The organism is Janthinobacterium agaricidamnosum NBRC 102515 = DSM 9628 (genome assembly GCF_000723165.1).
In the GTDB taxonomy this organism is placed as follows: domain Bacteria; phylum Pseudomonadota; class Gammaproteobacteria; order Burkholderiales; family Burkholderiaceae_D; genus Janthinobacterium; species Janthinobacterium agaricidamnosum.
On sequence record NZ_HG322949.1, the window covers coordinates 2,107,702 to 2,130,400 of the forward strand.

The 22,699-nt window shown below is 63.7% G+C and carries 24 protein-coding genes; 7 read left to right on the forward strand and 17 right to left on the reverse strand.

Annotation, left to right across the window (positions count from 1 at the left end; translation table 11 throughout):
• Nucleotides 1-728: 728 nt before the first annotated feature.
• The 9 genes from GJA_RS08990 to fliE form a co-directional block, all read right to left on the reverse strand.
• Entirely contained in the window at nt 729-1,046 is a 318-nt protein-coding gene (locus GJA_RS08990) for a hypothetical protein (protein WP_038491161.1), read from the reverse strand.
• Entirely contained in the window at nt 1,039-1,428 is a 390-nt protein-coding gene (gene fliS / locus GJA_RS08995; protein WP_038491166.1) for a flagellar export chaperone FliS, read from the reverse strand. The genes GJA_RS08990 and fliS overlap by 8 nt, the downstream gene beginning before the upstream one ends.
• A 63-nt stretch (nt 1,429-1,491) precedes the next feature.
• Nucleotides 1,492-2,901 carry a flagellar filament capping protein FliD gene (fliD, locus tag GJA_RS09000; RefSeq protein ID WP_038491169.1) on the reverse strand — a complete coding sequence of 470 codons (1,410 nt, stop codon included), beginning with the start codon at nt 2,899-2,901 and terminating at the stop codon, nt 1,492-1,494.
• 90 nt (nt 2,902-2,991) lie between these two features.
• Entirely contained in the window at nt 2,992-3,429 is a 438-nt protein-coding gene (locus GJA_RS09005) for a flagellar FliJ family protein (RefSeq protein ID WP_038491172.1), read from the reverse strand.
• A 10-nt stretch (nt 3,430-3,439) separates the two neighbouring features.
• Nucleotides 3,440-4,750: a flagellar protein export ATPase FliI gene (gene fliI, locus GJA_RS09010; protein WP_038491174.1), complete on the reverse strand. Its 1,311-nt coding sequence runs from the start codon at nt 4,748-4,750 to the stop codon at nt 3,440-3,442.
• The gene (gene fliH, locus GJA_RS09015) at nt 4,747-5,430 is read right to left on the reverse strand and encodes a flagellar assembly protein FliH (protein WP_038491177.1); all 684 of its coding nucleotides are present in this window, start codon (nt 5,428-5,430) and stop codon (nt 4,747-4,749) included. Before fliH ends, fliI begins: the two co-directional genes overlap by 4 nt.
• On the reverse strand, nt 5,427-6,461 hold the full coding sequence (locus GJA_RS09020; RefSeq protein WP_038491180.1) for a flagellar motor switch protein FliG: 1,035 nt from the start codon (nt 6,459-6,461) through the stop codon (nt 5,427-5,429). Before GJA_RS09020 ends, fliH begins: the two co-directional genes overlap by 4 nt.
• Nucleotides 6,445-8,193, reverse strand: a complete 1,749-nt coding sequence (gene fliF, locus GJA_RS09025; RefSeq protein ID WP_038491183.1) for a flagellar basal-body MS-ring/collar protein FliF — start codon at nt 8,191-8,193, stop codon at nt 6,445-6,447. The genes GJA_RS09020 and fliF overlap by 17 nt, the downstream gene beginning before the upstream one ends.
• A gap of 19 nt (nt 8,194-8,212) precedes the next feature.
• The gene (gene fliE, locus GJA_RS09030) at nt 8,213-8,554 is read right to left on the reverse strand and encodes a flagellar hook-basal body complex protein FliE (RefSeq protein ID WP_038491186.1); all 342 of its coding nucleotides are present in this window, start codon (nt 8,552-8,554) and stop codon (nt 8,213-8,215) included.
• A gap of 656 nt (nt 8,555-9,210) precedes the next feature.
• Here fliE and GJA_RS09035 point away from each other — a divergent pair.
• From GJA_RS09035 to GJA_RS09065, 7 genes are read left to right on the forward strand one after another with little or no spacing between them, the layout of a single operon-like run.
• The gene (locus GJA_RS09035; RefSeq protein ID WP_038499227.1) at nt 9,211-10,095 is read left to right on the forward strand and encodes a FliM/FliN family flagellar motor switch protein; all 885 of its coding nucleotides are present in this window, start codon (nt 9,211-9,213) and stop codon (nt 10,093-10,095) included.
• Nucleotides 10,096-10,102: 7 nt separating this feature from the next.
• Nucleotides 10,103-10,462 carry a FliM/FliN family flagellar motor switch protein gene (locus GJA_RS09040; protein WP_197539833.1) on the forward strand — a complete coding sequence of 120 codons (360 nt, stop codon included), beginning with the start codon at nt 10,103-10,105 and terminating at the stop codon, nt 10,460-10,462.
• Nucleotides 10,459-11,229 carry a flagellar type III secretion system pore protein FliP gene (gene fliP, locus GJA_RS09045; protein ID WP_038491192.1) on the forward strand — a complete coding sequence of 257 codons (771 nt, stop codon included), beginning with the start codon at nt 10,459-10,461 and terminating at the stop codon, nt 11,227-11,229. Before GJA_RS09040 ends, fliP begins: the two co-directional genes overlap by 4 nt.
• Nucleotides 11,230-11,231: 2 nt before the next feature.
• Nucleotides 11,232-11,504 (forward strand): flagellar biosynthetic protein FliQ, encoded by a 273-nt coding sequence (locus GJA_RS09050; RefSeq protein WP_038491195.1) that lies wholly within the window; start codon nt 11,232-11,234, stop codon nt 11,502-11,504.
• Between the two features lie 12 nt (nt 11,505-11,516).
• Nucleotides 11,517-12,314 (forward strand): flagellar biosynthetic protein FliR, encoded by a 798-nt coding sequence (locus GJA_RS09055; protein ID WP_038491198.1) that lies wholly within the window; start codon nt 11,517-11,519, stop codon nt 12,312-12,314.
• A complete protein-coding gene (locus GJA_RS09060) occupies nt 12,307-13,446 on the forward strand; it encodes an EscU/YscU/HrcU family type III secretion system export apparatus switch protein (RefSeq protein ID WP_038491200.1) in 1,140 nt (379 codons plus the stop codon). The genes GJA_RS09055 and GJA_RS09060 overlap by 8 nt, the downstream gene beginning before the upstream one ends.
• On the forward strand, nt 13,443-15,530 hold the full coding sequence (locus GJA_RS09065; RefSeq protein WP_038491203.1) for a flagellar biosynthesis protein FlhA: 2,088 nt from the start codon (nt 13,443-13,445) through the stop codon (nt 15,528-15,530). The genes GJA_RS09060 and GJA_RS09065 overlap by 4 nt, the downstream gene beginning before the upstream one ends.
• Nucleotides 15,531-15,760: 230 nt before the next feature.
• Here the strand turns inward: GJA_RS09065 and GJA_RS09070 are convergent, their stop codons facing one another.
• From GJA_RS09070 to GJA_RS09105, 8 genes are all read right to left on the reverse strand, one after another.
• Nucleotides 15,761-16,849, reverse strand: a complete 1,089-nt coding sequence (locus tag GJA_RS09070; RefSeq protein ID WP_174525956.1) for a hypothetical protein — start codon at nt 16,847-16,849, stop codon at nt 15,761-15,763.
• 113 nt (nt 16,850-16,962) lie between these two features.
• Nucleotides 16,963-17,835, reverse strand: a complete 873-nt coding sequence (locus tag GJA_RS09075) for a flagellin N-terminal helical domain-containing protein (protein ID WP_038491206.1) — start codon at nt 17,833-17,835, stop codon at nt 16,963-16,965.
• Between the two features lie 191 nt (nt 17,836-18,026).
• Nucleotides 18,027-18,671: an acetyltransferase gene (locus GJA_RS09080; RefSeq protein ID WP_038491209.1), complete on the reverse strand. Its 645-nt coding sequence runs from the start codon at nt 18,669-18,671 to the stop codon at nt 18,027-18,029.
• Nucleotides 18,672-18,700: 29 nt separating this feature from the next.
• On the reverse strand, nt 18,701-19,465 hold the full coding sequence (locus GJA_RS09085; RefSeq protein WP_038491211.1) for an SDR family NAD(P)-dependent oxidoreductase: 765 nt from the start codon (nt 19,463-19,465) through the stop codon (nt 18,701-18,703).
• A 9-nt stretch (nt 19,466-19,474) separates the two neighbouring features.
• On the reverse strand, nt 19,475-20,533 hold the full coding sequence (locus GJA_RS09090; RefSeq protein WP_051780541.1) for a 3-oxoacyl-ACP synthase III family protein: 1,059 nt from the start codon (nt 20,531-20,533) through the stop codon (nt 19,475-19,477).
• 2 nt (nt 20,534-20,535) lie between these two features.
• A complete protein-coding gene (locus GJA_RS09095; RefSeq protein WP_038491213.1) occupies nt 20,536-20,760 on the reverse strand; it encodes a phosphopantetheine-binding protein in 225 nt (74 codons plus the stop codon).
• A 144-nt stretch (nt 20,761-20,904) separates the two neighbouring features.
• Nucleotides 20,905-21,939 carry a ketoacyl-ACP synthase III gene (locus tag GJA_RS09100; RefSeq protein WP_038491216.1) on the reverse strand — a complete coding sequence of 345 codons (1,035 nt, stop codon included), beginning with the start codon at nt 21,937-21,939 and terminating at the stop codon, nt 20,905-20,907.
• A 22-nt stretch (nt 21,940-21,961) separates the two neighbouring features.
• Entirely contained in the window at nt 21,962-22,687 is a 726-nt protein-coding gene (locus tag GJA_RS09105) for an LbetaH domain-containing protein (protein ID WP_038499236.1), read from the reverse strand.
• Between the last annotated feature and the right edge of the window lie 12 nt (nt 22,688-22,699).

Below are 22,699 nucleotides of genomic sequence, written 5' to 3' on the forward strand. Positions count from 1 at the left end.
CGCAGCGGCCGTCACTGGCACCGGCGCGGCAACGCTCTGGGCGGCCGCCAGCGGCAGGCTGAAACCGCCCGTCGCCGCTGGCGCGCTAGTGGTGTTGCCGGCCTGGCCAGCACCGGAAGCGGCGCCGGCATCGGTGTCGCCCGGCTTGGCGGCGGCCAGCGCTTCGCGCAGCAAATGGCTGGCGGCCGGCGCTGGCGCGGCGCCGGCGCCGTTGAGCGCGATGGCGGCCGGGTTCAAGCTGATAGTCAAGGCCGGATTGGCTTGGGCCGGGCTGTTTTGCAGCGCGCTGGCGGCGGCCTGGCCGGCGCCGTCGGGCGCGCCGTCGGCGGGCGCCGCGGCTGGCGCTGGCGGGGTCAATCCGGGCGCCATCGGCGCAATCAACGGCGCGCTCATCGCGGCCAGCAGCGCATCGTTGGCGCCTTGCTGGGCGGCTTGCGCGATATCCGCGGCATCGCCCGCATCAGCCGGCTTGGCCGGAGTGGCGGTCGCCGCGTCGTCATCGCGACCGTCGTTGGCGGCGTCGGCCAAACCGAGCAGGCGCGCAAATAGCGGCAATGGCGGCGGCAGCGGGGCAGGATTCGGCGCCGCTGAAGGCTGCGGCTGCGGCTGCGCGCCAGCCGGCGCGGCGCCGGACGGATCGAGCGGCGCAGCAGCGCCGGCCAGGATTTGCGCGGCGCCAGGGGCGGACGCCGCTGTTGCTGTATTGGAACTGATATTGGAACTGATTATCATGCTTGAATCCCGTCTGCATCGATTGCGCCATTGAGGGCGTAGGCGATCCATCCTTCTTTATTTGCCTGCAATGAACCCAGATGTTTTTCCAGGCGGTCTTTTTCTTCAGAGCAAATTTTAACCGCTTGCGCGAATATTTTGCGCAATTGCAACAAAACTGTTTGTTCGGCGTCATTCCAGCCGCCTTGCGCGGCCAGCAGCGGCAAGCTCCCGGCCAGTTCCTGGTTCAGCGTTTCCAGCGCAGTCCAGTCGGCTTGCGCGCTGGCGGCGGCCAGCCGCCGGGCCAGGCCCAGCAACTCGGGGCGCCTATCCATGGTTGGCCTGTACGCCGAGCCAGCCGCGCTTGATGGTGGTCATCAGCGTGGTCACTTCGTCGATCAGCGTCGGATCGAGCTTGATGCCGGCGGTGTACAGGCGCGCCACGCAATAGTCGTACAGGCGCGCCAGATTGACCACCACTTCGCCGCCATCGTCGAAATTGAGCGAACTCGACAAGCCATTGATGATTTGCGTGCATTTGTCGAGGCTGATTGCCTTTTGCTCATAGCGCTTGCCGACGATGTGGCCGCGCGCGCGCGCCAATTCTTCCAGCAGGCCATCGGTCAGCACCAGCACCAGTTCGACCGGCGTGGCGCGGGCCGTCTGGGCGTCCAGGTTGACCGCATGGTAATTGCCGTAAGCATCATTATTTAACATTTTTTATCATCTCACTGTCAAAAACGAGGCAGCGCGCCGGCATCGGTGTCAGGCACGCTATCCTCAGGATTTATTGCTTCCAAACATGGCGTCGAACATGTCGAGCGTCTTTTGCATATTGGCTTGCAATACTTGCAGGCGGGTAAATTGGTCCAGGTAACGCAGGCGGTTACTTTCGTACACGTCATCCAGGTGATCCGAGGTCTGGCCGTACTCTTTTTGCAGTTTCGCGTTGCCGGCCAGGCGCTGGGTAATCTGGCCCTGGGTGTCGCTGCTCCACTGGTTCATCAGCTTGTCGAGCGAGCCCAGCACGCCGGTTTGCCGGCCGATGGTGTTATTGCCGAACAAACTATCCAGGTTGCCCGGCGAGTTGGCCAGCCTGGCGGTCAGCTTGCCGGCATCCAGGGTCAGGCTGCCGTCGCGCGCGCTGGTGATGCCGTAGTCCACCAGCGACACGCCGCCGACGTTTTGGCGCAGCAACTGGCCGATGCTGTTGCGCAGCGAAGCCATGCCCGAATCGCTGTAAAAGATTCCTGGAGCAACACCTTTTTCAGGCTTGCCGGGCGAGGTCAGCGTGTCCAGCGTCGTCTTGAGCTTGTTATAGGCGTCGACGAAGGCTTGCACATTGGCCGTGGTGGCGGTGGAGTCGGTCGCCACCGCCAGCGTAACCGGCGCGTCGCCGTCGGCCATCGCCTTGGTGAAGGTGATCTTGACGTCCTGCAGGTTGGTGAAGGTGTTGGACGCTTGCTGGATGCGGGTGCCGGTGCCTTTCGCGCCCAGCCATACCACCGCGTCCCTGGCCTGCACCACTTGCTTGATATTGGTCGCCGCGTCGGTCACCAGCGCCTTGGTCAGCGCGCTGTTGGTGACGCCGCTGGCGTCCAGCGACACCGCGTTGGCGGCGCCGGTGCTGTTCGATGTCAAAACCAGTTGCGCCTGGTTATCGACGGTCACGATCGAGGCCGTGACCCGCGAGTTATTCTTGCTGCTGGCATTGATGGCGGCCGCGATTTCCTGCGGCGTCAGGGTGCCGTCGCCATTCTTGTCGGCGGCCGACAGGTCGATGTCGAAGCGGTTGTTGCCGGTGCCGTCGCCGATCTTGACGGTCAGCGTGCCGCTGCCGGCCGCCGGGGAGCTGCCCAGGCCGCCATACGAGGTCTGGCTGGCGGTGGCCAGCTGTTCCACGAAGAAGCTGTAGGTGCCCGGCGCCGCCGTCACGCCGGCGGTGGCGCTGCCGTAGGCCGTGTTGCCGAAGGTCGCGGACTGGCTCAGTACCGATTTGTTCTTGCTCATCGCCGTCATCGCGGCCTGGAACGTGGCCATCGCCGACTTCAGGTCGTTCAGCGCCTTGTCGGTCTTGGTCGCCAGGTCGGTCTTGGCTTTTAATGCGTCGACTTGCGCCTGGACGGACAGTGCCGCCAGTTTTTTTGCGGTATCGACCGGGTCGTAAACCGGTGAGGTGATGCTGGTCATGTCGAACTCCAATGGAAGGGGATATGCCTTGATAAGGCGACCCGGATTCCGGTTTTGTGAAGTTTTCCTATAAGAAATTTATAGCAAAACTTATTTTACTTGCCCGCGAAACCAGAATTGGGTAGCCAGCTCATCCTGGCGCTTGGCATCGCGTCGTTGTTGTTCGTTGGCCACATCCTTCTGTTTGCGTGTCAGCACCTGGTCCAATACCTCGCGTTTGGCCCAGGCCGCGTTCAGCGCGCGCTGGGAAATCGCCATATTGGCTACGTGCAGGTGCAAATCGGTGCGGTGCTGGTCGGCCAGCTGCATCACCGCCTGTTTGAAGTCGCCGCAATTGACCGACAGCGCCAACGGCAGCGCGCCGCTGGCGCCGCTGCCGGTGTACAGGCCGGTCAGCCGCTCCAGGTTTTTCTGGTAGCGCTCGCGCACCGCGGTCTGCGCCGCCATGTCGCTTTGCAGGCGTTCGACTTCGGTGCTGCGCAAGTCGACCAGCGTGGTCAGGTTGCGGATCGTGTGTGTCTGGCTCATCGTGCGGCTTTCATGCCATGATCTGTTCAAGTTGTTCGATGCAGCGGGCCAGCGGCGCGTCTTCCTTGGTGCCCTGGCACAGGAATGCCTCGATCTGCGGATGCAATTGCACCGCGCGGTCGGTTTGCGGATCGGCGCCCGGCACGTACGCGCCCAGCGGAATCAGGTCGCGCACCCGGGCGTGGCGCGCCATCGCCGCCTTCAGCGCGCGCGCCGCCAGCATATGCGCCGGCGGGATCACTTGCGCCATGCAGCGGCTGATCGACGCGGCCACGTCGATCGCCGGATAATGGCCCCGTTCGGCCAGTTCGCGGGTCAGCACGATGTGGCCGTCGAGGATGGCGCGGGCCGTGTCGACCACCGGGTCCTGCTGGTCGTCGCCCTCGGCCAGCACGGTGTAGATGGCGCTCATGCTGCCTTCCGGGTGGGCGCCGTTGCCGGCGCTTTCGACCAGTTGCGGCAAGTTTGAAAAGACCGACGGCGGATAACCGCGCGTGGCCGGCGGTTCGCCCAGCGCCAGCGCCACTTCGCGCAGCGCCATCGCGTAGCGGGTCAGCGAGTCGACCAGCAGCAGCACGTGCTTGCCCTGGTCGCGGTAATGGGCGGCGATCGAGTGGCACAGTTCGGTCGCCATGATGCGCATCAGCGGCGATTCGTCGGCCGGCGCGATCACCAGCACGGCTTTTTTGAGGCCGTCCTCACCGAGCGATTTTTCGACGAATTCGCGCACCTCGCGGCCGCGTTCGCCGATCAGGCCGACCACCACCACGTCGGCCACGGTTTGCCGCGTGATCAGACCCAGCAGCACGCTCTTGCCGACGCCGCTGCCGGCCATCAGGCCGACGCGCTGGCCTTTGCCCAGCGTCAGCATGCTGTTGATGGCGCGTACGCCGACGTCGAGCGGTTCCGAGACCGGCTGTTTTTTCAAGGGATTGATGCGCGGCGGCGTCACTTCCAGCACATGCTCGCCGCCCAGCCGGCCCAGGTCGTCGATCGGTTCGCCGAGGCCGTTGACCATGCGGCCCAGCCACGACGGGCCGATTTGCAGGCTGGCCTTGTCCGGCAGCGGCAGCACGCGCGCGCCGGTGGTCATGCCGACGGCTTTCTTGAACGGCATCAGGAAGGATAACTTGTCGCGGAAACCGACCACTTGCGCATCGAGCCATTCGCCGCCGACGGTCTCGATTTGACAGCGCTGGCCGGTATGCAGGCGGCAGCCCGCGCTTTCCAGCAGCAATCCCGACGCGCCGACCAGGCGGCCGGTGGGCGTCGCGACCGGCACCGCGCCGATCTCGAGATTGCGCAGTGTGTCGGCTATCATGGGGCCGCGCCTTCGTCGGCGTGGTCGGCGGCCAGTTGCAAATGGCTGCTGACCTGTTCCATGCAGGCGGCCAGGCGCTGGTGGCAGCCGGCGTCGACTTCATTGTCGCCCGCCTTGATGCGGCATTCGCCCGGGTCGAGGCGGGAATCGGCGATCAGATTCCAGCGCTTGGCGCGCTTCGGATCGAGCTCGCTGATGCGTTTCAGTTCTTCCGGATTCAGGAAGACGTCGATTTCTTCGCGCGTCGGCGGCATCGAGGCCAGCGTTTCATCGACCAGCGCCAGCAATTGCACCGGCTGCAAGGCCAGTTCGGCGCGGATCACCTGGCGCGCCACCTTGGCCACCAGGTCGACCACTTCCTTGCGCTGCGCGGCGCGGTAATCGGCGCGCACCTGGCGCAGGTTTTTCAGGATCGCATCGACCGGACGGGCCAGCTTGTCGAGCGCCACCATGGTTTCGTTGCGGCCTTCTTCGCGGCCGCGCGCCATGCCGTCGCTACGGCCGGAATCGTAGCCGTCCTGCTGGCCGCGCACCAGGCCGACCTCATAACCGTCGCGCTGGCCCTGTTCAAAACCTTCCGACACCGACGCCTGCCACTGGCCGTCGGTATCTTCGGCGCGCTGGCCGGCGGCGATGAATTGCGACAGCGGCGGAAAACGATAGGAGCGGAAGTGCTTCATTCCACCACCGCTTCGGCGAACAGCTGCACTTCGATTTCGCCGGCGTCGGCCAGGCCCTTGACGGTGGCCATGATTTCCTGGCGGGTCTGTTCGATGCGGCTCAGCGGCACCGGTCCGGAGCGGCGCATCATGTCTTCGAAACTTTGCGCCTGGCGGCGCGGCATGGTTTTCAGGATCGCGTCGCGCACCGCCGGTTCGGCGCCCTTCAGCGCAATCGCCCACTGTTCCAGCGGCACGTCTTCCAGGATGCGGGTGATCGCCACTTCGCTCTGGCGCGACAGGATGAAGAAGTCGTACATGCTCAATTCGATTTCCGACACCACTTCCGGATCGTGCGCGCGCAGCAGCTCGACCAGCGCGGCGCGGTTGCCCGGCATGCGGTTGAGGATTTCGGCGACCTGGCGCACCCCTTCGACGCTGGTGCTCTGGGTGTCCAGCGTCGACAGGCAGCGGCCCACCAGTTCATCCAGCTCGACCAGCAGGTCGCGGTCGATTTCATCCAGCCGGGCCAGGTTCAGCAGCACCAGGTCGCGGCCTTCGACCGGCAGCGCGTCGAGGATCTGGCCGGCCAGCGCCGGCGGCAGGAAGGCCAGGAACACCGCCTGCATCTGCACGTGTTCGTTGACGATGTATTCGGACAGCCATTTCGGCGACGCCCATTGCAGCCGCGCCATCTTGGGGCGGATCGCATCGCCGTAGATATTATTGAGCACGCTGTTGGCGATGTCGCTGCCGAGCGCCATGTCGAGCGAGCGCTTCAGGTAGCTGCGCGACGCGCCGTGCACGCCGCTCTGTTCGCGGTAATCGTCGAAAAAGGTTTGCATCGCCTGTTTCACCGACTCGACCTTGATGCCGCTCATGCGCGACATCACTTGCGTCACTTCCAGCAATTCTTCGCGCGACAGGCAGCGCAACACCGCAGCGGCCTGTTCCTCGCCTATGCTGAGCAGCACGATCGCGGCCTGTTCGACCGGCGTCAGGGTGCTGCTTTCGGACTCTTCCGAGTCCAATATGTTATTGAGTTCGGCCATTTTTCTGCATCCATTGTTTGACGACTTCGGCGACCCGCTCGGGTTCTTTTTCAGCCAATACCTTGAGGTGGTCGACCATCACGTCGACCGCCGAACCGGCTGGCGGCAAATCATAATTTTCCAGCAGCGGCACCACCGGCATCGCGCCGGGCTGCGCCGCGCCGCCCGCCAGTTGCGCCTGCGCCTGCGGGCCGCCCAGCGTGTGCATGCCGGCGCCGCCGGCCAGCGTCGCGGCAGCCGCGCCGGCGCCGCCCAGCGCCAATGGATTGTCGGCGTGCAGCAGCGGCGCGCCGCCGTAACGGTTGTTCAGCAGGCGCAGCAGCGGACGCACTACCAGGAAGTAGCCGGCCAGCGCGCCGCCCAGGTACATCAGCCACGCGCTCATGTCGGCCAGGTTGTCGCGTTCTTCCCACCACTGGGCCGGCGCGACCTTGGCCGGGAAGGCCAGCGCCGATACGGCCAGGTTGTCGCCGCGTTCGGTGCTGATGCCGAGGCCGCTGCGCAGCATCTTGTCGATATTCGCCAGTTCGGCCGGGGTCCAGCCGGTTTTCGGGGCGGGCGCGGCGCCGCTGTTGAGCACCACCGCGACGCTCAGTTTCTGCAGGCGGCCGCGGCTGCGCTTGATCTGGGTGATGCTGCGGTCATACGCATACTGGCGCGAGGTGGCGTTCTTGCGGGCCGTGCCGTCGTCCGGCTTGGCGCCGTCGCCGCCTGGCGCGCCGGGCGCGGCGGCCGCCGCATCGGTCGGGACCGGCGCGGCGGCCGCCGGCGGCTTGTTGCTCAAGGTGCCAGGCACGCCCAGCGTCATGCGGTTGCGTTCCTGTTCTTCGCGCATCGCCTCGCTGGTCACTTTCGGGTCGGCGCCGTATTTTTCCAGCGTTTCCTCGACCCGGTCGTTATCCACCGCGGCGGTCACGCTGACCTTGAAGTTGTCTTCGCCGATCACCGGCCCCAGCAATTCGCGCACATTGCGCCGGATCTCATCCTGGTAGCGCTTGGCGCTTTCGTTGCCGTTGCTGGACGCGTCGAAACCATCCGTCAGGTCGATATGCGACGACAGCAGGTTGCCGGCCTGGTCGACCAGGCTGACCCGCTGCGGCTGCAGGCTGGCGACGCTGCCCGACACCATGTTGATGACGGCGGCGATTTGTTCCTGGTTCAGCGTGCGGCCGGTTTTCAGCGCCACCACCACCGAGGCCGACGATTTGTCGCCGTCGCTGGAAACGAAGGAGCTCGACTTGGCGATCGACAGGTGCACCCGCGCCGACCCGATCGCGTCCAGCGTCATGATGCTTTGCGCCAGCTCGCCTTCCAGGCCGCGCCGGAAGCGCACGTCCTGCACGAATTGCGATACGCCCAACGGGTCGTTCTTGTCCATCAGCTCCAGGCCGGCCGGCAATTGCGCGGTCACGCCTTTCGACGCCAGCAGCATGCGCACCTTGCCCAGCATCGATTCCGGCACCAGCACCTGGCCGCTGTCCGGATGCAGGCGGTAAGGGATATGTTCGGCGTCCAGCGTCGCCATCATGTCGGTCACGGCGACTTTTTCGCGCGCGCCGAAGACCGGCTTGTAGTTGGATTGGTCGTGCCAGAAATACATCATCACCATCGCGGTGATGCCGATTGCCAGCACCAGCATGGGCAGCAGGGTTTTCAGCAGGGCAGGCGACAGCAGCGGCGACGGGGCGTTCGCACGCCAGCGTGCGTAGGCAGACTTCAGGGGGGTAATCACGTGGAGGGCTTTCGGGGACTTAGAGTGGCAGCTTGATCAATTCGTCGACCGCGCCCATCACTTTATTGCGCACTTGCATCAACATGGAAAAGGACAGACTGGCTTCCTGGCTGGCCAGCATGGCGCCGACCAGGTCGTCGCTCTTGCCGCTGTCGACATCGCTCATGCGCTGTCCCGCCAGCCGGTCGTCGTTGTTGACCTTGCCGATCGCGTCGCGCATGCTTTGCGCAAATGAAAAACTGGCATCGGCATGGCCGCCGATCTGCATGGCAGGCGCGACCGCCGACGCATTCAGGCTGTTGGCGCTATTGTTCAGCGCGGCCAGGTCGGCCTTGATCAAGCCTGCGAGTTGATTCCCCATCTTGCCCTCTACTTTCTGCAACGTTGGCTATCATGTTTGGTTGCCGTCTCTTGCGAGCCGGCGCATCGGTAATGCCCGCTTGCATCACCCCAAAAGCTTATGTATCGCTCAGCTTATGTCGGGCTCATCGGTCTCATTCAGCGGCCTCATTCAGATATGTCACGCACAGCAGCCAGTCGGGTACAAACAGAATTGAATTAAGCAACTTTATTCAAGTAAACTTATTTCAAGCAAGATTATCCCGCGCAGGGAACCATCAATTGCAGTCACTGCTTGCACGCGGCCGGCGGCATGTAAGTCCGAGTATCCATAATAAAAAACCGGCCTGAATACTCACGCGCTACCACTTTTTTATATTATTTGCCAAAGCGGTGTGCGGGAGTTGATACGGGGCGCTGCAAATCGGAATGTTATCGGAGTAAGCTTACCTTGTAGCAACTATAAAGTAAAGACTCCATTGCTGCTAAGAATATTGATACTTGGCAATATTTTGTGAATTGCTGTATCGTTTACTATCGGAAGCGTCATGCTTTAAGTTACCATTCGAGTTGCAATGCGTAAATATAATGGGCTTTCATCGCAAAGACGGGCTGACTTGATTTCGCGCGATCCGTATAATGCCGAGCGCAGCAGAAATGACCGGACATGACTATTACATGACAACCCTTACCAAGACAGATCAAAAGCCCCATCAAGTACTCGATTCCTGTCTGCTCGGACGTCCTGTCCATTTGCTGCACGTATTCGCGGCGCAATTGCGGGACGACCTGGCGGGCGCATTGCGCCTGCCGATGAACCGCCGCTACTGGGGCGCGTTCCAGATCGATGCGGTCGAATTTTCGCGCGTCGAGCAAGACCGGCACCAGGCGCGCTGGCTCAGTTTCGGCGCGGCGCCAGGGCAGGTCGGCTTTGCGCTGGAGCGTGCGATCTTGCTCAGCGTACTCAATTACCGTTACGGCAGCGCCGGCGCCAAGGCGGGCGCGGCCGCCATCCCGAGCGTCGATCCGGCCAGCGTGCGCGTGACCGCCACCGAAGAGCGGCTCGCTGTGGTGCTGGGACAACAATTAACCGCCAGTTTGCTGCTGCGGGTGCGCCATAACCTGGCGGCCGTCGGCAAGGCGGCCTTGCCGCCGCTGGGCGAGCTGAAGGCCCAGCCGGGCGTGTTCCCGGCGCGCGGCGGCTGGATCGTCACGGTCAAGGTCAGCGATGTCGCGGCCGGGCAGCAAGGCGAGTTCTGGTTTTCGCTGGACAAGGCCACCATGGCGCAAGTGTTGCACGGCTTGCTGCCGGAGCGCGCACAGGCCAAGAAGGCGCTGAAGAGCGTGCGTCCGCTGGCGTCGCGCCTCGAAGTGACGCTGGAAGGCCGGCTGGTCAGCAAGGAAGTGCAGCTCGGCAGCCTGTTCGACTTGCGGGTGGGCGACGTCATCCCGATCAGCCTGAGCCGCACCGATGTGCTGCTGGCCGATTCGCGCCTGTTTACGGCGGCGGTATCGGAACACAAGGGCAAGCTCTGTCTAACCTCATTTGAAGACGTCGAATAATATGAATATGAACGTAAACGAAGACACCATGCTGGACGATATCGGCGACGACATGATCATCGACAATCTCGGCGATGGGATCAGCGACGTCAGCCCGGCGCGTCCGCGGCGCGACATTCCGCAAATGATGCGCAAGATTCCCGTCACGCTGACGCTGGAAGTCGGCTCGGCCCGCATTTCGCTGCAAGAATTGATGGCGATCGGTCCCGACAGCGTCATCGAACTCGACATGCTGGCCGGCGAGCCGCTGGTGATCAAGGTCAACGGCACGCCGATCGGCCGCGCCGAAGTGGTGGTGGCGGGCGAGAATTACGGCCTGAAAGTGATCGACCTGGATGGCTTGAATCTCGATATGATGACAGCATGAAGCTGGCGGTACCCGGTTTGACCCGGCGCCGCGGCGCGCTCGCGGCGGCGCTGGCCGTGCCCGTGCTGCTGCTGTGCTGCGCACCGGCCGACGCGGTCGATTTGCTGGCGGGCGTGGTGCCTGGCGCCAAGACCGACCTGACCGTCAAGACCCAGATCCTGGTGGTCATGACCTTGCTCGGCTTGCTGCCGGTGATGGTCATGATGATGACCAGCTTTACCCGCTTCGTGATCGTGCTGTCGCTGCTGCGCCAGGCGCTCGGCCTGCAGCAGGGACTGCCGAACCGTATCGTCACCGGCATCGCGCTGATCCTGACGCTGCTGGTGATGCGGCCGGTCGGCGAGCAGATCTGGAAAGATGCGTTTGTCCCGTATGACAAGGACCAGATCGGCATGCAGCAGGCGCTGGCAATCGCCGAGGCGCCGCTGTCGCGCTTCATGCTGGCGCAAACCAGCAAGCCGGCGCTGGCCCAGATTGCGCACCTGGCCGGCGAGCCGGCCACGCTCAAGCCGCAAGACCATTCCTTCACCGTCAAGCTGGCGGCCTTCGTGCTGTCCGAATTGAAGACCGCGTTCCAGATCGGCTGCATGCTGTTCATCCCGTTCCTGATCATCGACCTGGTGGTGGCGTCGGTGCTGATGGCGATGGGCATGATGATGTTGTCGCCGCTGGTGATTTCGCTGCCGTTCAAGCTGCTGCTGTTCGTGCTGGTCGACGGCTGGACGCTGACCGTCAATACCCTGGTCACCAGCATACAGGCGTACTGACCATGTTTACCCCTGAAGTCGCGGTCGACCTGGTGATTGAAGCGCTGCATATCGTGATGCTGCTGGTGGTGATCGTGGTCGTGCCGGGCTTGCTGACCGGCTTGCTGGTGGCGCTGGTGCAGGCGGCCACCCAGATCAACGAACAAACCCTGAGTTTCCTGCCGCGCCTGCTGGTCACGCTGCTGGCGGTGATCCTGAGCGGGCGCTGGATGGCCGGCTACCTGATGGATTATTGCGTGTCCGTTTTCCAGCGCGCGGCCAGCCTGGTCGGTTAGCGCGCCGTCTCCATGGAACAGTTATTTACCCAGACGCTGCCGTTCCTGATGGCCGTGTGGTGGCCGTTTTGCCGCATCCTGGCGATGCTCAGCGCGGCCCCGGCGGTCGGCGACGCGCTGGTGCCGGCGCCGGTGCGCATCCTGCTGTCGCTGGTGCTGGCGGTGCTGATGCTGCCGGTGATGCAAGCCACCGGCGACAGCCGCATGCTGACCCGCATCGATCCATTCTCGCTGCACGCGGTGGTGGCCACGCTGGAACAGGTGGTGATCGGCTACGTGCTGGGACTGGCCTTCCATTTCAGCACGTCGGCTATTTCCGTGCTGGGCTACCTGGTGTCGAGCCAGGTCGGTTTTTCGATGGCGGTGATGAACGATCCGTTGAACGGCACCTCGTCGGACGTGATTTCGGGCTTGCTCAGCATTATGTGCATGATGGTGTTTTTCGCCATCGACGGCCACCTGGTGCTGGCCGGCGTGCTCGGCGCCAGTTTCAAGGCCTGGCCGGTGGGCCAGGGCTACGGCCCGCTGCTGCTGCAGACGGTGGCGTTCAACGTGGCGTGGATCTTCGCCGCCGCCATGCTGCTGGCCTTGCCGATCGTGCTGTCGACCATGGTGGTGCAGCTGGGGTTCGGTTTCCTGAACCGGGTGGCGCCGTCGCTGAACCTGTTTTCGCTGGGTTTTTCGATGATCACCATCTTCGGCTTGCTGATGCTGACCCAGATCGCGCGCTTCGTGCCGGCCCATTACATCGCCATGACCAACCGCGTGCTGGACATGCTGCAACAACAGATGCGGGTGGCCCATGGCTGAAGGCAGCAATGGCGACAAGACAGAAAAGGCCAGCGCCCAGAAACTCAAGAAGGCGCGCGAAGAAGGGCAGGTGGTGCGTTCGCGCGACCTGTCGACCGCGCTCGGCATCCTGATCAGCATGAAGCTGTTCATTTATCTGTTGCCTGGCTACCTGGACACCCTGCGCAGCCTGTTCGCGATGTCCTTCATGCCGCTCGCTAGCGAGGGCGCGCTGGACAACGCCATGTCGATGGCTTTCACGACGGCGGTGGGCTTGCTGATCAAGATGATACTGCCGCTGTTCGTGGTGCCGCTGTTCGTCGTGCTCGGCTCGCTGCTGCCGGGCGGCTGGGTGGTCAGCACCAAGAACTGGATGCCGAAGCTGAGCCGGCTCAGCCCGGCCGCCAACCTGGGCCGGTTGTTCACGCCCAAGCACGCGTTCGATTTTGCGATTTCGGTCGCCAAGGCGGTGGTGCTGGGCATGGTGCTGGTGCATGTCAGCCGTTCCAGCCTGTCGCAGTACGTCGATTTGCAGCAGCGTCCGCTGGAGCAGGCGCTGCTGCAGGGTTCCGGCATGATGGTCGACGGCCTGATGGCGCTGATTTCGGTGTTCGTGCTGTTCGCGGTGATCGACGTGCCGGCCCAGGCCTTCTTTTTCGCGCGCAATCAGCGCATGAGCAAGCAGGACGTCAAGGAAGAGCACAAGAGCAGCGAAGGGCGTCCCGAAGTACGTCAGCGCATCCGCCAGTTGCAGCAGCAGATCGGCCGGCGCAGCGTGCGCAAGACGGTGCCGACCGCCGACGTGGTGATCGTCAACCCGGAACATTATGCGGTCGCGCTGAAATACGACCAGGACCGCGCTGCGGCGCCGTTCGTGGTCGCCAAGGGCGTCGATGAAATGGCGCTGTACATCCGCCAGGTGGCGCGCGAACACAAGATCGAGACGCTGGAAATGGCGCCGCTGGCGCGCGCCATCTATAACACCAGCCAGGTGCAGCAGCAAATTCCGGTGCAGCTGTACCAGGCGGTGTCGCAAGTGTTGAATTATGTGCTGCAATTGCAGGCTTTCCGTACTGGGCGGCGCGCCGTCCAGCCCCCATTTCCCACCGAGGTGGTCGTGCCATCTCATCTGAGCGAGGTCGTACCTTCATGAATTTCCTGAACCGCGTGGTTGCTGAAATGCGCCGCCACAAGTTCGCCACGCCGCTGTTCCTGCTGGTGATACTGGCGATGATCATCTTGCCGCTGCCGCCGGTGCTGCTCGATATCCTGTTCACCTTCAATATCGTGCTGGCGCTGATCGTGATCCTGGTCAGCGTGTCGGCCAGGCGGCCGCTGGATTTCTCGGTCTTCCCGACGGTGATCCTGGCCACCACCATGCTCAGGCTGACATTGAACGTGGCGTCGACCCGGGTGGTGCTGCTGCACGGCCATAGCGGCGCCGACGCGGCCGGTAAAGTCATCGAGGCGTTCGGTAATGTGGTGATCGGCGGTAACTTCGTGGTCGGTATCGTGGTGTTCGTGATCTTGATGATCATTAACTTCGTGGTGGTGACCAAGGGTTCGGAACGGATTTCGGAAGTGTCGGCGCGGTTTACGCTCGATGCGTTGCCGGGCAAGCAGATGGCCATCGACGCCGATTTGAACGCCGGCTTGATCAACCAGGAAAAAGCCCAGATGCGGCGCAAGGACGTGGCCGCCGAAGCGGATTTTTATGGCGCGATGGACGGCGCCTCGAAATTCGTGCGCGGCGACGCGATCGCCAGCATCCTGATCCTGATCATCAATATGGTGGGCGGCGTGGCGATCGGTTCGCTGATGCACGACCTGTCGTTCGGCGACGCGTTCCGTCAATATGCGTTGCTGACCATCGGCGATGGCCTAGTGGCGCAAATCCCGGCGCTGCTGCTGTCGGCGGCGGCGGCGATCCTGGTGACCCGCATCAGCGATTCCGGCGATTTCGAGCAGCAGGTGGCGGGCCAGGTGTTGACCTCGCCGACGGTGATCTTCAGCGCGGCCGGCATGATGGTGGCGCTGGCGCTGATCCCGGGCATGCCGTGGCTGATGTTCATGACCTTTGCGGCGGTGCTGGGTTTTGTCGCCTGGCGGCTGAGCCAGCGGGTCAAGGCGCCCGACGCCAGCGGCATGGCGGCGATCGAGGCGGCCTTGCGCGACGACCGGCCGGCCGAACTGGAATGGCAGCAATTGCCGGCGGTGCATCCCCTGATGGTGATGCTCGGTTATAAGCTGGTCGGCATGATCGACAAGACCCAGGGCGAGCCGTTGAACAAGCGCATCAGGGGCGTGCGCCAGAGCCTGTCCGAGGCGATGGGCTTGCTGCTGCCGCAGATCGGCGTGCGCGACGACCTGGCGCTGAAGCCGTCGCAATATGCGATCGTGCTGTCCGGCAGCGTGGTGGCGCAGGCCGATGTGATGGCCGATCACCTGATGGCGATTCCGTCGCCGAGCGTCTACGGCCAGCTCGATGGCGTGCCTGGCGTCGAGGCGGCCTACGGCATGCCGGTGACGTGGATACCGCCGTCCGAAAAAGCCCATGCGCTGGGCCTCGGTTACCAGGTGATTGAAATATCGAGCGTGATCGCCACCCATGTGTCGAAAATCGTGCGCGAATATCTGCCGGAATTGTTCACCCATGAGGATGTATCGGCGATGATGGAACGGCTGACCGAATTGTCGCCGAAACTGGCGGCGGCGCTGGACAAGGCGCTGACCCACACCCAGTTGCTGCGGGTATTCCGTATCTTGTTGACGGAGAATGTGTCGCTGAAAGATATCGTGCCGATCGCCACCACCTTGCTCGACAGCGCGGAAACCACCAAGGATCCGATCTTGCTGGCCGCCGAAGTGCGTTGCACGCTGCGGCGCCAGATCGTCACCGGCCTGTTCGGTCAAAAGATGGAATTGCAGGCGTTTAATTTGGGCGGCGAACTGGAAAACATGCTGCTCGGTTCGCTGAACCAGGCCCGCCAGAGCGGCAAGATTACGCTCGACAATTATCCGATCGACCCGCACTTGCTGTCGCAACTGCAAGTCAACATGCCGGTCGCGCGCGAGCAGATGAAACAGCAGGGCACGCCGTCGCTGCTGCTGGTATTGCCGCAGATCCGGCCGCTGCTGGCGCGTTACGCGCGCCTGTTTGCGCCGGGACTGCATGTGCTGTCCTACAATGAAATCCCGGAAAACCGCGAAGTGAGCATTATCGGCACCGTCGGCTAAGAGCCTATCCCAGTAGTGAGCGTCTTGTTCTGGCCGCGCATCGGCAGCGCGGACCAGGCGTGAGGAGGACGCGTGGCGGGCCACGCGACGACGATCAACGCAGTCCCCGTTCCTGAGGAGCGCCAGAAGAGGGCGTATTCATCTACTGGGATAGGCTCCAAGGACGCCTCGACCGGGCTGCCGCGCCGCCAGTGCCGGCCAGGCGGCGCGCGGACTGGCCGCACAGGTTCTCAGTCCTGCTCGTCAATATCGTCAATCGGCGGCAGCAGTTCGGCCGGCGCCGGCAGCGCGAACACTTGTTCCACCTGGCCATCCGTCTCGTCTTGATACCACATCGGCGCCGCCACTTCCTTCGAGACGGGCTCGGGTTCGGGCGCGCCGATGGGCGCTGCCGTGGCGGCCGCCCGGGTGGCAGGTTCGAACGGCTCGTCTTCGGCCGGGCGCGACAGCAGCAGCGCCACTTCGGCCATCGCGCGGAACAGCGGCGGCGACAGCGCGGCGGCCGCCGCCTGCATCGGGAAGTTATTATGCACCCGGCTGGCGTGCAATTCGCGGTTCAGGCGGCAGCGCACGATGCGCAAGCCGGCCCGCTGCACCGCGGCGGCGATGTCCGGCAACACCAGCCGCAGGTGGCGCAGCGCGCCATCGGCGCTGGCCGCCAATTCCAGCAGCACACCGTCGGCCACCGGCTCCATCTGGATCAGCACCCGTCCCAGGCCTTCGAGCACCAGTTCCAGGCGCAGCGCGACCTTGCCGTGGCGCCGTTTCGGCGCCGCGTGCTGGTCGGCGTCGCTGGCCAGCACGCGCAGCATCAGGCGCTGGCCGGCCCAGCCGTAGACGGCGAAGCGCCACGCCTCGGCATCCATGATCAATGGCGGGCGCGGGCCTTCGCGCAGCAGCGCCGGCTGCTGGTCGGCCATGAACAGATTGCCCGGCACATGCTGGCCGCGCGCCTGTTCTTGCAGCGCGGCGTATTGTTCGCCATAGGTCTTGACCATCACGCGCCATGACGCGCCCAGCTGGGCCGCGTCGGGCGGGCGCCACACCAGTTGCCGGGTAAAGAATACTTGATTGGCCTGCATCGCGCTGCTGTCGCGCGCGGTGGCGCCCGGATCCGGCTTGACGCTGGCCGCCAGGCTGTCGAGCGCCTGTTGCGACAATTGCGCGGGGCCGGTGCCGGCGTCCGGCGATGGCGTCAGGTAGGGACCGAGCGGTACCGGCGGCGGCACCACGCCGGGCAGGGGCAGGGCATTGCTGACATCGGGGCGCTGGGTAATCAGCGGCGCCGGCATGCTGGCAGGGATGCGGTCTATCGCCATCGGTGTTGTTCTCGGTCTTGCGACCCGGAATGAAAAAGGCTAAAAAAAAGCCAACCGCACAAGCGGTTGGCTCTGCTGTTCCCGGCTGTCGCCAGGTTAGCGTGGCTGAGCCATTATTGCAACAAGGACATAACCATTTGCGAGATGTTGTTACTTTGTTTCAGCATCGCGTTACCAGCTTGCAGCAACATTTGGCTGGAAGTCATGTTCGAGCTTTCGGTCGCGTAGTCGGTGTCCATGATACGGCCGGTCGCTGCCTTGGTGTTGACGGCGATGTTGGACAAGTTGTTGTTGATGTGGTCCAGACGGCTGGTGGCCGCGCCCAGTGCCGAGTTGACGGTGCTGACATCGCTGATGGCTTTGGTCAGCGCGGTGATGGTCGCGTTGGCGTTGGCGGTCAGTTCGGTACCGACGGCGTTGCCGCTCGAGAAGTTCGAGCTGGCGCTGAACAGTGCCGCGTTCAGGGTCGACATGCCGCCCGACAGATCGACGTTCATGGTTTCGCTGGCGCTGGCGCCGATCTGGAAAGTCATCGAGGTCGACAGCGTGCCTGCAGCGGCGCCGGTACCGTCACCCAGCAGCTTGCTGCCGCCGAAGGTGGTGTTTTTCATGATGTTGAACAGCTCTTTGCCCAGTGCATCGAATTCGGCCTGGTTGGCTGTTTTGTCGTCGGCGCTGGACGAGGCATCGGCTGCGCTGGTGGCCAGATCCTTCATGCGGATCAGCATTTTGGTGACTTCGCTGAACGTGCCCATCGCCGTTTGCAGCAACGAGGTGCTGTTCTGGGTGTTGGTCATCGCCTTGTTCATGCCGCTGGTTTGTGCTTGCAGACGGGTCGCGATTTGCAGGCCGGCAGCATCGTCCATTGCCGAGCGGATACGTTTACCGGTGCTCAGGCGTGTCATCGAGGCCGACAGTGCGTCCTGGGTTTGGGAGATCGAATTTTGTGCGGACAGCGCAGCGTTATTAGTTAAAAGGCTCAGCATGGGGTAACTCCAGTTGGATGAATAAGGTTCCGAGCGACAATGCTATGCGCTCTCCCATGTACAAGACGACCACCCGATCCAGGTTATTAAGTGCTTTATAGAAATATTTTAAAAATAAATTTCGTGTGCGCTTTCGGTTGCACTTTTATTGAACGGCACCACTTACTGGTCGTGCAGGGTGGCGGTCCGCGTCATAATTTCTTTGCAGGCAAGGCATACACGGTCGTGCCGGGCGCGACGCGGCGCATCACCACCGCGCCGGCGCCGACGGTGGCGCCATCGCCGACCGCCACTCGCGGCAGTACCGACGCGCCGGAACCGATGAAGACTTGCTCGCCGATGCGGGCCGCGCCGGTGATGTCGACATGCGAGCTGAGCGTGCTGCCGGCGCCGACCACGGCGTCATGGCCGATGCTGGAATAGCTGTTGATGGTGACAAAATCGGCAAGGGTGATGTTGGCCGACAGCAGCGCGAACGGACAAATCACCGCTCCCTGGCCGATGCGGGCGGTGCGCGCGACGATGGCGCTGGGATGCACCAGCGTGTAAAAATGCGCGCCGCGCGCCTGCAGTTCGCGCGCGATGCGCAGCTTGTGCTGCGGCGCACCGATGGCCAGCAGCAATTGCTCGTCCGGCCCCGGCCGGTAATCGGCAATGCTGCCCAGCAGCGGATACGGGTAGTCGGCATCGAGCGCGGGCGCCGCGGCCAGCGTATCGTCGAGCAAGCCCTTGATGCGCAGCGGCGCGCCATTCCGGTCTTGATCGATGAGGTGTTCCAGCCAGCAAATCAATTCACGGGCAAAGCGGCCGGCGCCGACGATAATGATGTTTTTCATGCTGTTCCGTAGAATAAAATCGGCCGCTGTCAGCGCGCCAGGTAGCCGCCGTCGACGGCCCAGGTGGCGCCGCTGACCCAGCGCGCCGCCGGCGACAGCAGGAAGGCGGCCACCTGCGCGATATCGGCGGGGCTGCCGAAGCCGAGCGGATGGCGTTCCTGGTACGCCTGCAGCGCCGCTTCCGGCATGCTGTGGGCGAGCCGCTGGTGCATTTCGCTGTCGACCGCGCCGGCCGCGATGCTGTTGACGCGCATGCCGCGCGGTCCCAGTTCCACCGCCAGCGCGCGCACCATGCCGTCGATCGCGGCCTTGGCCGCCGCATAGACGCTCATGCCGGCCTGGCCGCTCCGGGCCGCCACCGACGACATGAACAACAGCGCCGCGCCATCGTGCATCACGCCGCGCAAGGCGGCGCCGCGCGCCAGCGCCAGGGCGCTGTTGATGCTCGACGAAAATACCTGCTCGACCTGTTCCGCCTTCGACAATTTGACGGGACGCACCATCTCAATCCCGGCCGCATGGAACAGGCCGGAAAACGGCGCGTCTTGCGCCCATGCCTTGAGGAAATCGGCGACCCGGTCGCTGCCGTCGAGTTCGAAAGCCTGGGCGCTATGGCCACTGCCGTCCAGTTGCCGCAGCGTCTGTTCCAGCCGCTGCGGGTCGCGTCCGGTGATCGCCAGTTGCGCGCCGCATTGCGCCAGCAGCAGCGCGCTGGTCCGGCCGATGCCGGACGAGGCGCCGGTCACCAGGATGCGTTGCCCCTGCAGCATGGTCGGATTGAAAATGGCGGTCATGGTGGTTTCCTACAGTTCGATGATGCGGTTGACGGCCAGCGGCGGCAGTTCGAGCAGCGCGGCGGCCCACGAATAACCGACGCCGAAGCCGAACATGGCGAGCGTCATGCCGTGCGCCGCGCCATGCTGCAACTGGTCGGCGATCAGCAGCGGAATCGAGGCGCTCGAGGTATTGCCGAAACGCGCCATGTTCAGCGGTGCGCGCTCCGGCGCTATTTTTGCTTTCTTGATGATGTGCTTCAGCATGAAAGTATTGGCCTGGTGAAACAGGAACGCATCGACCTGTTCGCGCGGCCGTTCGGCCAGCGCCAGCAAGTCCTGCACCAGCGGCGGTATGCTTTTCAGCGTGAAGTTGAAGATTTCGCCGCCATCCATGTACAGGCAGGCCGGATCGCGCTGCGCCAGGCGGGCATCGTCGCCGAGGTAGCGGCGGTAGCCGCTGGCCGGCATCATCAGGTGGCGTTCGCCGCTGCCGTCGGTGCCGAGGATAAAGTGGGCCGGCGCCGCGTTGTCGTCGAATTCCAGCGCGGTGGCCGAACCGGCGTCGCCGAACAGCAGCGCGGTGGCGCGGTCGTCCGGATCGACGGTCTTGCTGATGGTGTCGCCGACCAGCAGCAGCACGCGGCGCACCGCCAGGCCGTCGAGCAGCCTGGCGGCCAGCCACAAGCCGTAGGCGTAACCTGAACAGCCGAGGTTGACGTCGAACGCGGCGCAGGCCGGATCCAGCCCGAGGCGGCCGTGCAGCGCGCAGGCGGTGGCCGGCAGCGTGTAGTCGGGGGTTTGCGAGATGAAGATCAGCGCGTCGACGCTGTCCGCCGTCCATTTCAATCCCTCGAGCAAGTCTTGCGCCGCCGCCTGGCACAGGTCGGCGCTGGTTTGCTCCGGCACGGCGCGGCGCCGGGTGTCGACGCCGATCATCTTGCACACATCGGCCACGCCGTCGGCGCCGAATTTGTCGTGCAAGCTGGCATTGTCGATTTCTGTGCGCGGCAGCGCGCACACCAGTCCGCGCACGGCCAGGTTGGCGATTTTGAATGGCAAGCCGGATGCCAGGCGCGCACCGGCCATGTTCAAGCCTGCTTGACCGGCTCGATCAGCGCGACGATATCGGCCACGCTCTGGCAAGCGGCCAGCGCTTTGCCGTCGAGCATTTGATCGAATACGTCGTCTGCCAGCGCGATGGTGGAAATGATGGCCAGCGAATCCCAGGCGTAATCGGCCAGTTTCAGGGCCGGCGCCACTTGCGCCACGTCGATTTCCAGGATCTCGGCCAGGCCGTCGAAAAATTCTTGCATGATGGTTCCTTGGTTGAAGATAGCGATGCAATCAAATGATATATGGCATCTGACAAAACGTTCAGGACAAGGCGCATTGTCGCAGACAGTAGGAAACTACGGCAAGACAATGCCACGCCGCCCTGGGCGTTTTGTCGGACGCGCTTAAAACAGTGTGGCCAGCGTGCCGCCCCACGAGTAGCCGACGCCGAAACCGAGCAGCAGCGCCGTGTCGCCCGGCCGGATGCGGCCCTTGTCGCGCGCGCGGTCAATCGCGATCGGTATCGTCGACGACACCGTGTTGCCGACCGTGTCGAGTTCGACGATGAATTTTTCCGCCGGAATCTTGAGTTTCTTGCGCAAGGCTTCCAGCATGAACTGGTTGGCCTGGTGAAAAATCACATGGTCGATATCGTCCAGCGTCTTGCCCGACGTTTCCAGCAATTCGCGCATCACCCGGGGTACCGACGACAATGTGAATTGCATGATTTCGGCGCCGTCCATGAATAAATCGTTCAGGCTGCGCAGGTTGCCGGACGCATCGATGCTGTCGACCGCGGTGGCGGCACTGCGCGCGGTGCGCATGCCGCCGGCCGGCACCATCAGGTGGTTCGCGCCGGAACCGTCGCTGCCCAGCACGAACGGCCCCAGCGCGGCCGATCCATGGGGGTCCGGTGCGGCCGCGGCCGACACCAGCGTGGCGGCGGCGCCGTCGCCGAACAGCGTGCGCACGCTGCGGTCCAGCGGGTTGATCAATTTGCTATAGGTGTCGGCGGTCAGCAGCAGCACATTCCTGCGGATGCCGGCCTCGATCAGGCCCTTGGCCATCGCCAGCCCGTACACATAGCCTGAACAGCCGAGATTGATGTCCAGCGCGCCGCAGGAAGTCGGCAAGCCGAGCCGGTGCTGCAGGATGCAGGCGCTGGTCGGCAGCAGGTAGTCGGGCGTCTGGGTGCACAGGATCAGGAAATCGATGTCGCCGCGCCGCGCCTGGCCGGCATCGAACAGTTTGTGCGCCGCGTGACAGGCCAGGTCGGCGGCGGTTTCATCGGCCGCCGCGATATGGCGCTGCACGATGCCGGTCTTGTCGGCGATTTTCTGCGCGCTCCAGTCGCTGAAGGCGCGCGCCAGCTGATGGTTGTCCAGCGTGGCGCTGGGCAAGTGGCAGGCAATGGCGCTGAGGTGGGCGTAGGTTGGCATCGGGCAGGGCGGTGGTGTGGTGTCAGGCGGCCGGCGGATGTTCCGCCTGCCATTTTTGGCGGCTGGCGCGCAGTATGTCGATAATCATCAGCGCGCGGTCTTCGTCGTTGCTCATGTCTTCCAAAAAGAAGATATTGTTTTCGCGTATCCAGCCCACCGGCATTTCCCACCACGCCAGTTCCAGCAGCGCGGCGCGCACCTTTTCCGAAAAACGGTAGCGTATCAGGCGCGCCGGCGAGCCGGCATAGATGCCATAAGGTTCAGAGCGGAAATTCGGCGGCAGCAGCGAGCGGGCGCCGATGATGCAGCCGTTTTCAATGATGCCGCCGCCCAGCATCATCACTTCATCGCCGATCCACACATCGTTCTTGATGATGGAGTCGCCGTATTGCGGCGGCGCCACGTTTTCCAGGCCGATACCGTGCACGCTGAACATGCAGGTCGAGATGGTGTGTGTTTCATGTTGTCCGTTGAGTAAAAAACGCAGCCGCAAGCCACCCGACACAAAACTGCCGACCTGCAAGTTCTGTTTGCCGGCATCGTACTTGGCCAGCGAACCGACCCCGAACCCGGAACAGCGGCCGATGTGGAAGGTGCCGTGGCGCGCTTCCTGGTCGAGCCAGTCACGGAAGAAGTTGTGCGGAATGGCGCTGTGTTCGCCGCCCGCGTACATCATGATGGTGAATTGTCCGGCCAGCGGATGATTGGCGGCGACGCCTGTGTAATCGTTTTCTGTCGTAATTTGCATGGTGATCGGTAT

Coding starts and splice junctions, on each gene's coding strand:
- GJA_RS08990 (WP_038491161.1), bottom strand. CDS start 1,046: ATGGATAGGCGCCCCGAGTTGCTGGGCCTGGCCCGGCGGCTGGCCGCC.
- fliS (WP_038491166.1), bottom strand. CDS start 1,428: ATGTTAAATAATGATGCTTACGGCAATTACCATGCGGTCAACCTGGAC.
- fliD (WP_038491169.1), bottom strand. CDS start 2,901: ATGACCAGCATCACCTCACCGGTTTACGACCCGGTCGATACCGCAAAA.
- GJA_RS09005 (WP_038491172.1), bottom strand. CDS start 3,429: ATGAGCCAGACACACACGATCCGCAACCTGACCACGCTGGTCGACTTG.
- fliI (WP_038491174.1), bottom strand. CDS start 4,750: ATGATAGCCGACACACTGCGCAATCTCGAGATCGGCGCGGTGCCGGTC.
- fliH (WP_038491177.1), bottom strand. CDS start 5,430: ATGAAGCACTTCCGCTCCTATCGTTTTCCGCCGCTGTCGCAATTCATC.
- GJA_RS09020 (WP_038491180.1), bottom strand. CDS start 6,461: ATGGCCGAACTCAATAACATATTGGACTCGGAAGAGTCCGAAAGCAGC.
- fliE (WP_038491186.1), bottom strand. CDS start 8,554: ATGGGGAATCAACTCGCAGGCTTGATCAAGGCCGACCTGGCCGCGCTG.
- GJA_RS09035 (WP_038499227.1), top strand. CDS start 9,211: ATGACAACCCTTACCAAGACAGATCAAAAGCCCCATCAAGTACTCGAT.
- GJA_RS09040 (WP_197539833.1), top strand. CDS start 10,103: ATGAACGTAAACGAAGACACCATGCTGGACGATATCGGCGACGACATG.
- fliP (WP_038491192.1), top strand. CDS start 10,459: ATGAAGCTGGCGGTACCCGGTTTGACCCGGCGCCGCGGCGCGCTCGCG.
- GJA_RS09050 (WP_038491195.1), top strand. CDS start 11,232: ATGTTTACCCCTGAAGTCGCGGTCGACCTGGTGATTGAAGCGCTGCAT.
- GJA_RS09055 (WP_038491198.1), top strand. CDS start 11,517: ATGGAACAGTTATTTACCCAGACGCTGCCGTTCCTGATGGCCGTGTGG.
- GJA_RS09060 (WP_038491200.1), top strand. CDS start 12,307: ATGGCTGAAGGCAGCAATGGCGACAAGACAGAAAAGGCCAGCGCCCAG.
- GJA_RS09065 (WP_038491203.1), top strand. CDS start 13,443: ATGAATTTCCTGAACCGCGTGGTTGCTGAAATGCGCCGCCACAAGTTC.
- GJA_RS09070 (WP_174525956.1), bottom strand. CDS start 16,849: ATGGCGATAGACCGCATCCCTGCCAGCATGCCGGCGCCGCTGATTACC.
- GJA_RS09075 (WP_038491206.1), bottom strand. CDS start 17,835: ATGCTGAGCCTTTTAACTAATAACGCTGCGCTGTCCGCACAAAATTCG.
- GJA_RS09080 (WP_038491209.1), bottom strand. CDS start 18,671: ATGAAAAACATCATTATCGTCGGCGCCGGCCGCTTTGCCCGTGAATTG.
- GJA_RS09085 (WP_038491211.1), bottom strand. CDS start 19,465: ATGACCGCCATTTTCAATCCGACCATGCTGCAGGGGCAACGCATCCTG.
- GJA_RS09090 (WP_051780541.1), bottom strand. CDS start 20,533: ATGGCCGGTGCGCGCCTGGCATCCGGCTTGCCATTCAAAATCGCCAAC.
- GJA_RS09095 (WP_038491213.1), bottom strand. CDS start 20,760: ATGCAAGAATTTTTCGACGGCCTGGCCGAGATCCTGGAAATCGACGTG.
- GJA_RS09100 (WP_038491216.1), bottom strand. CDS start 21,939: ATGCCAACCTACGCCCACCTCAGCGCCATTGCCTGCCACTTGCCCAGC.
- GJA_RS09105 (WP_038499236.1), bottom strand. CDS start 22,687: ATGCAAATTACGACAGAAAACGATTACACAGGCGTCGCCGCCAATCAT.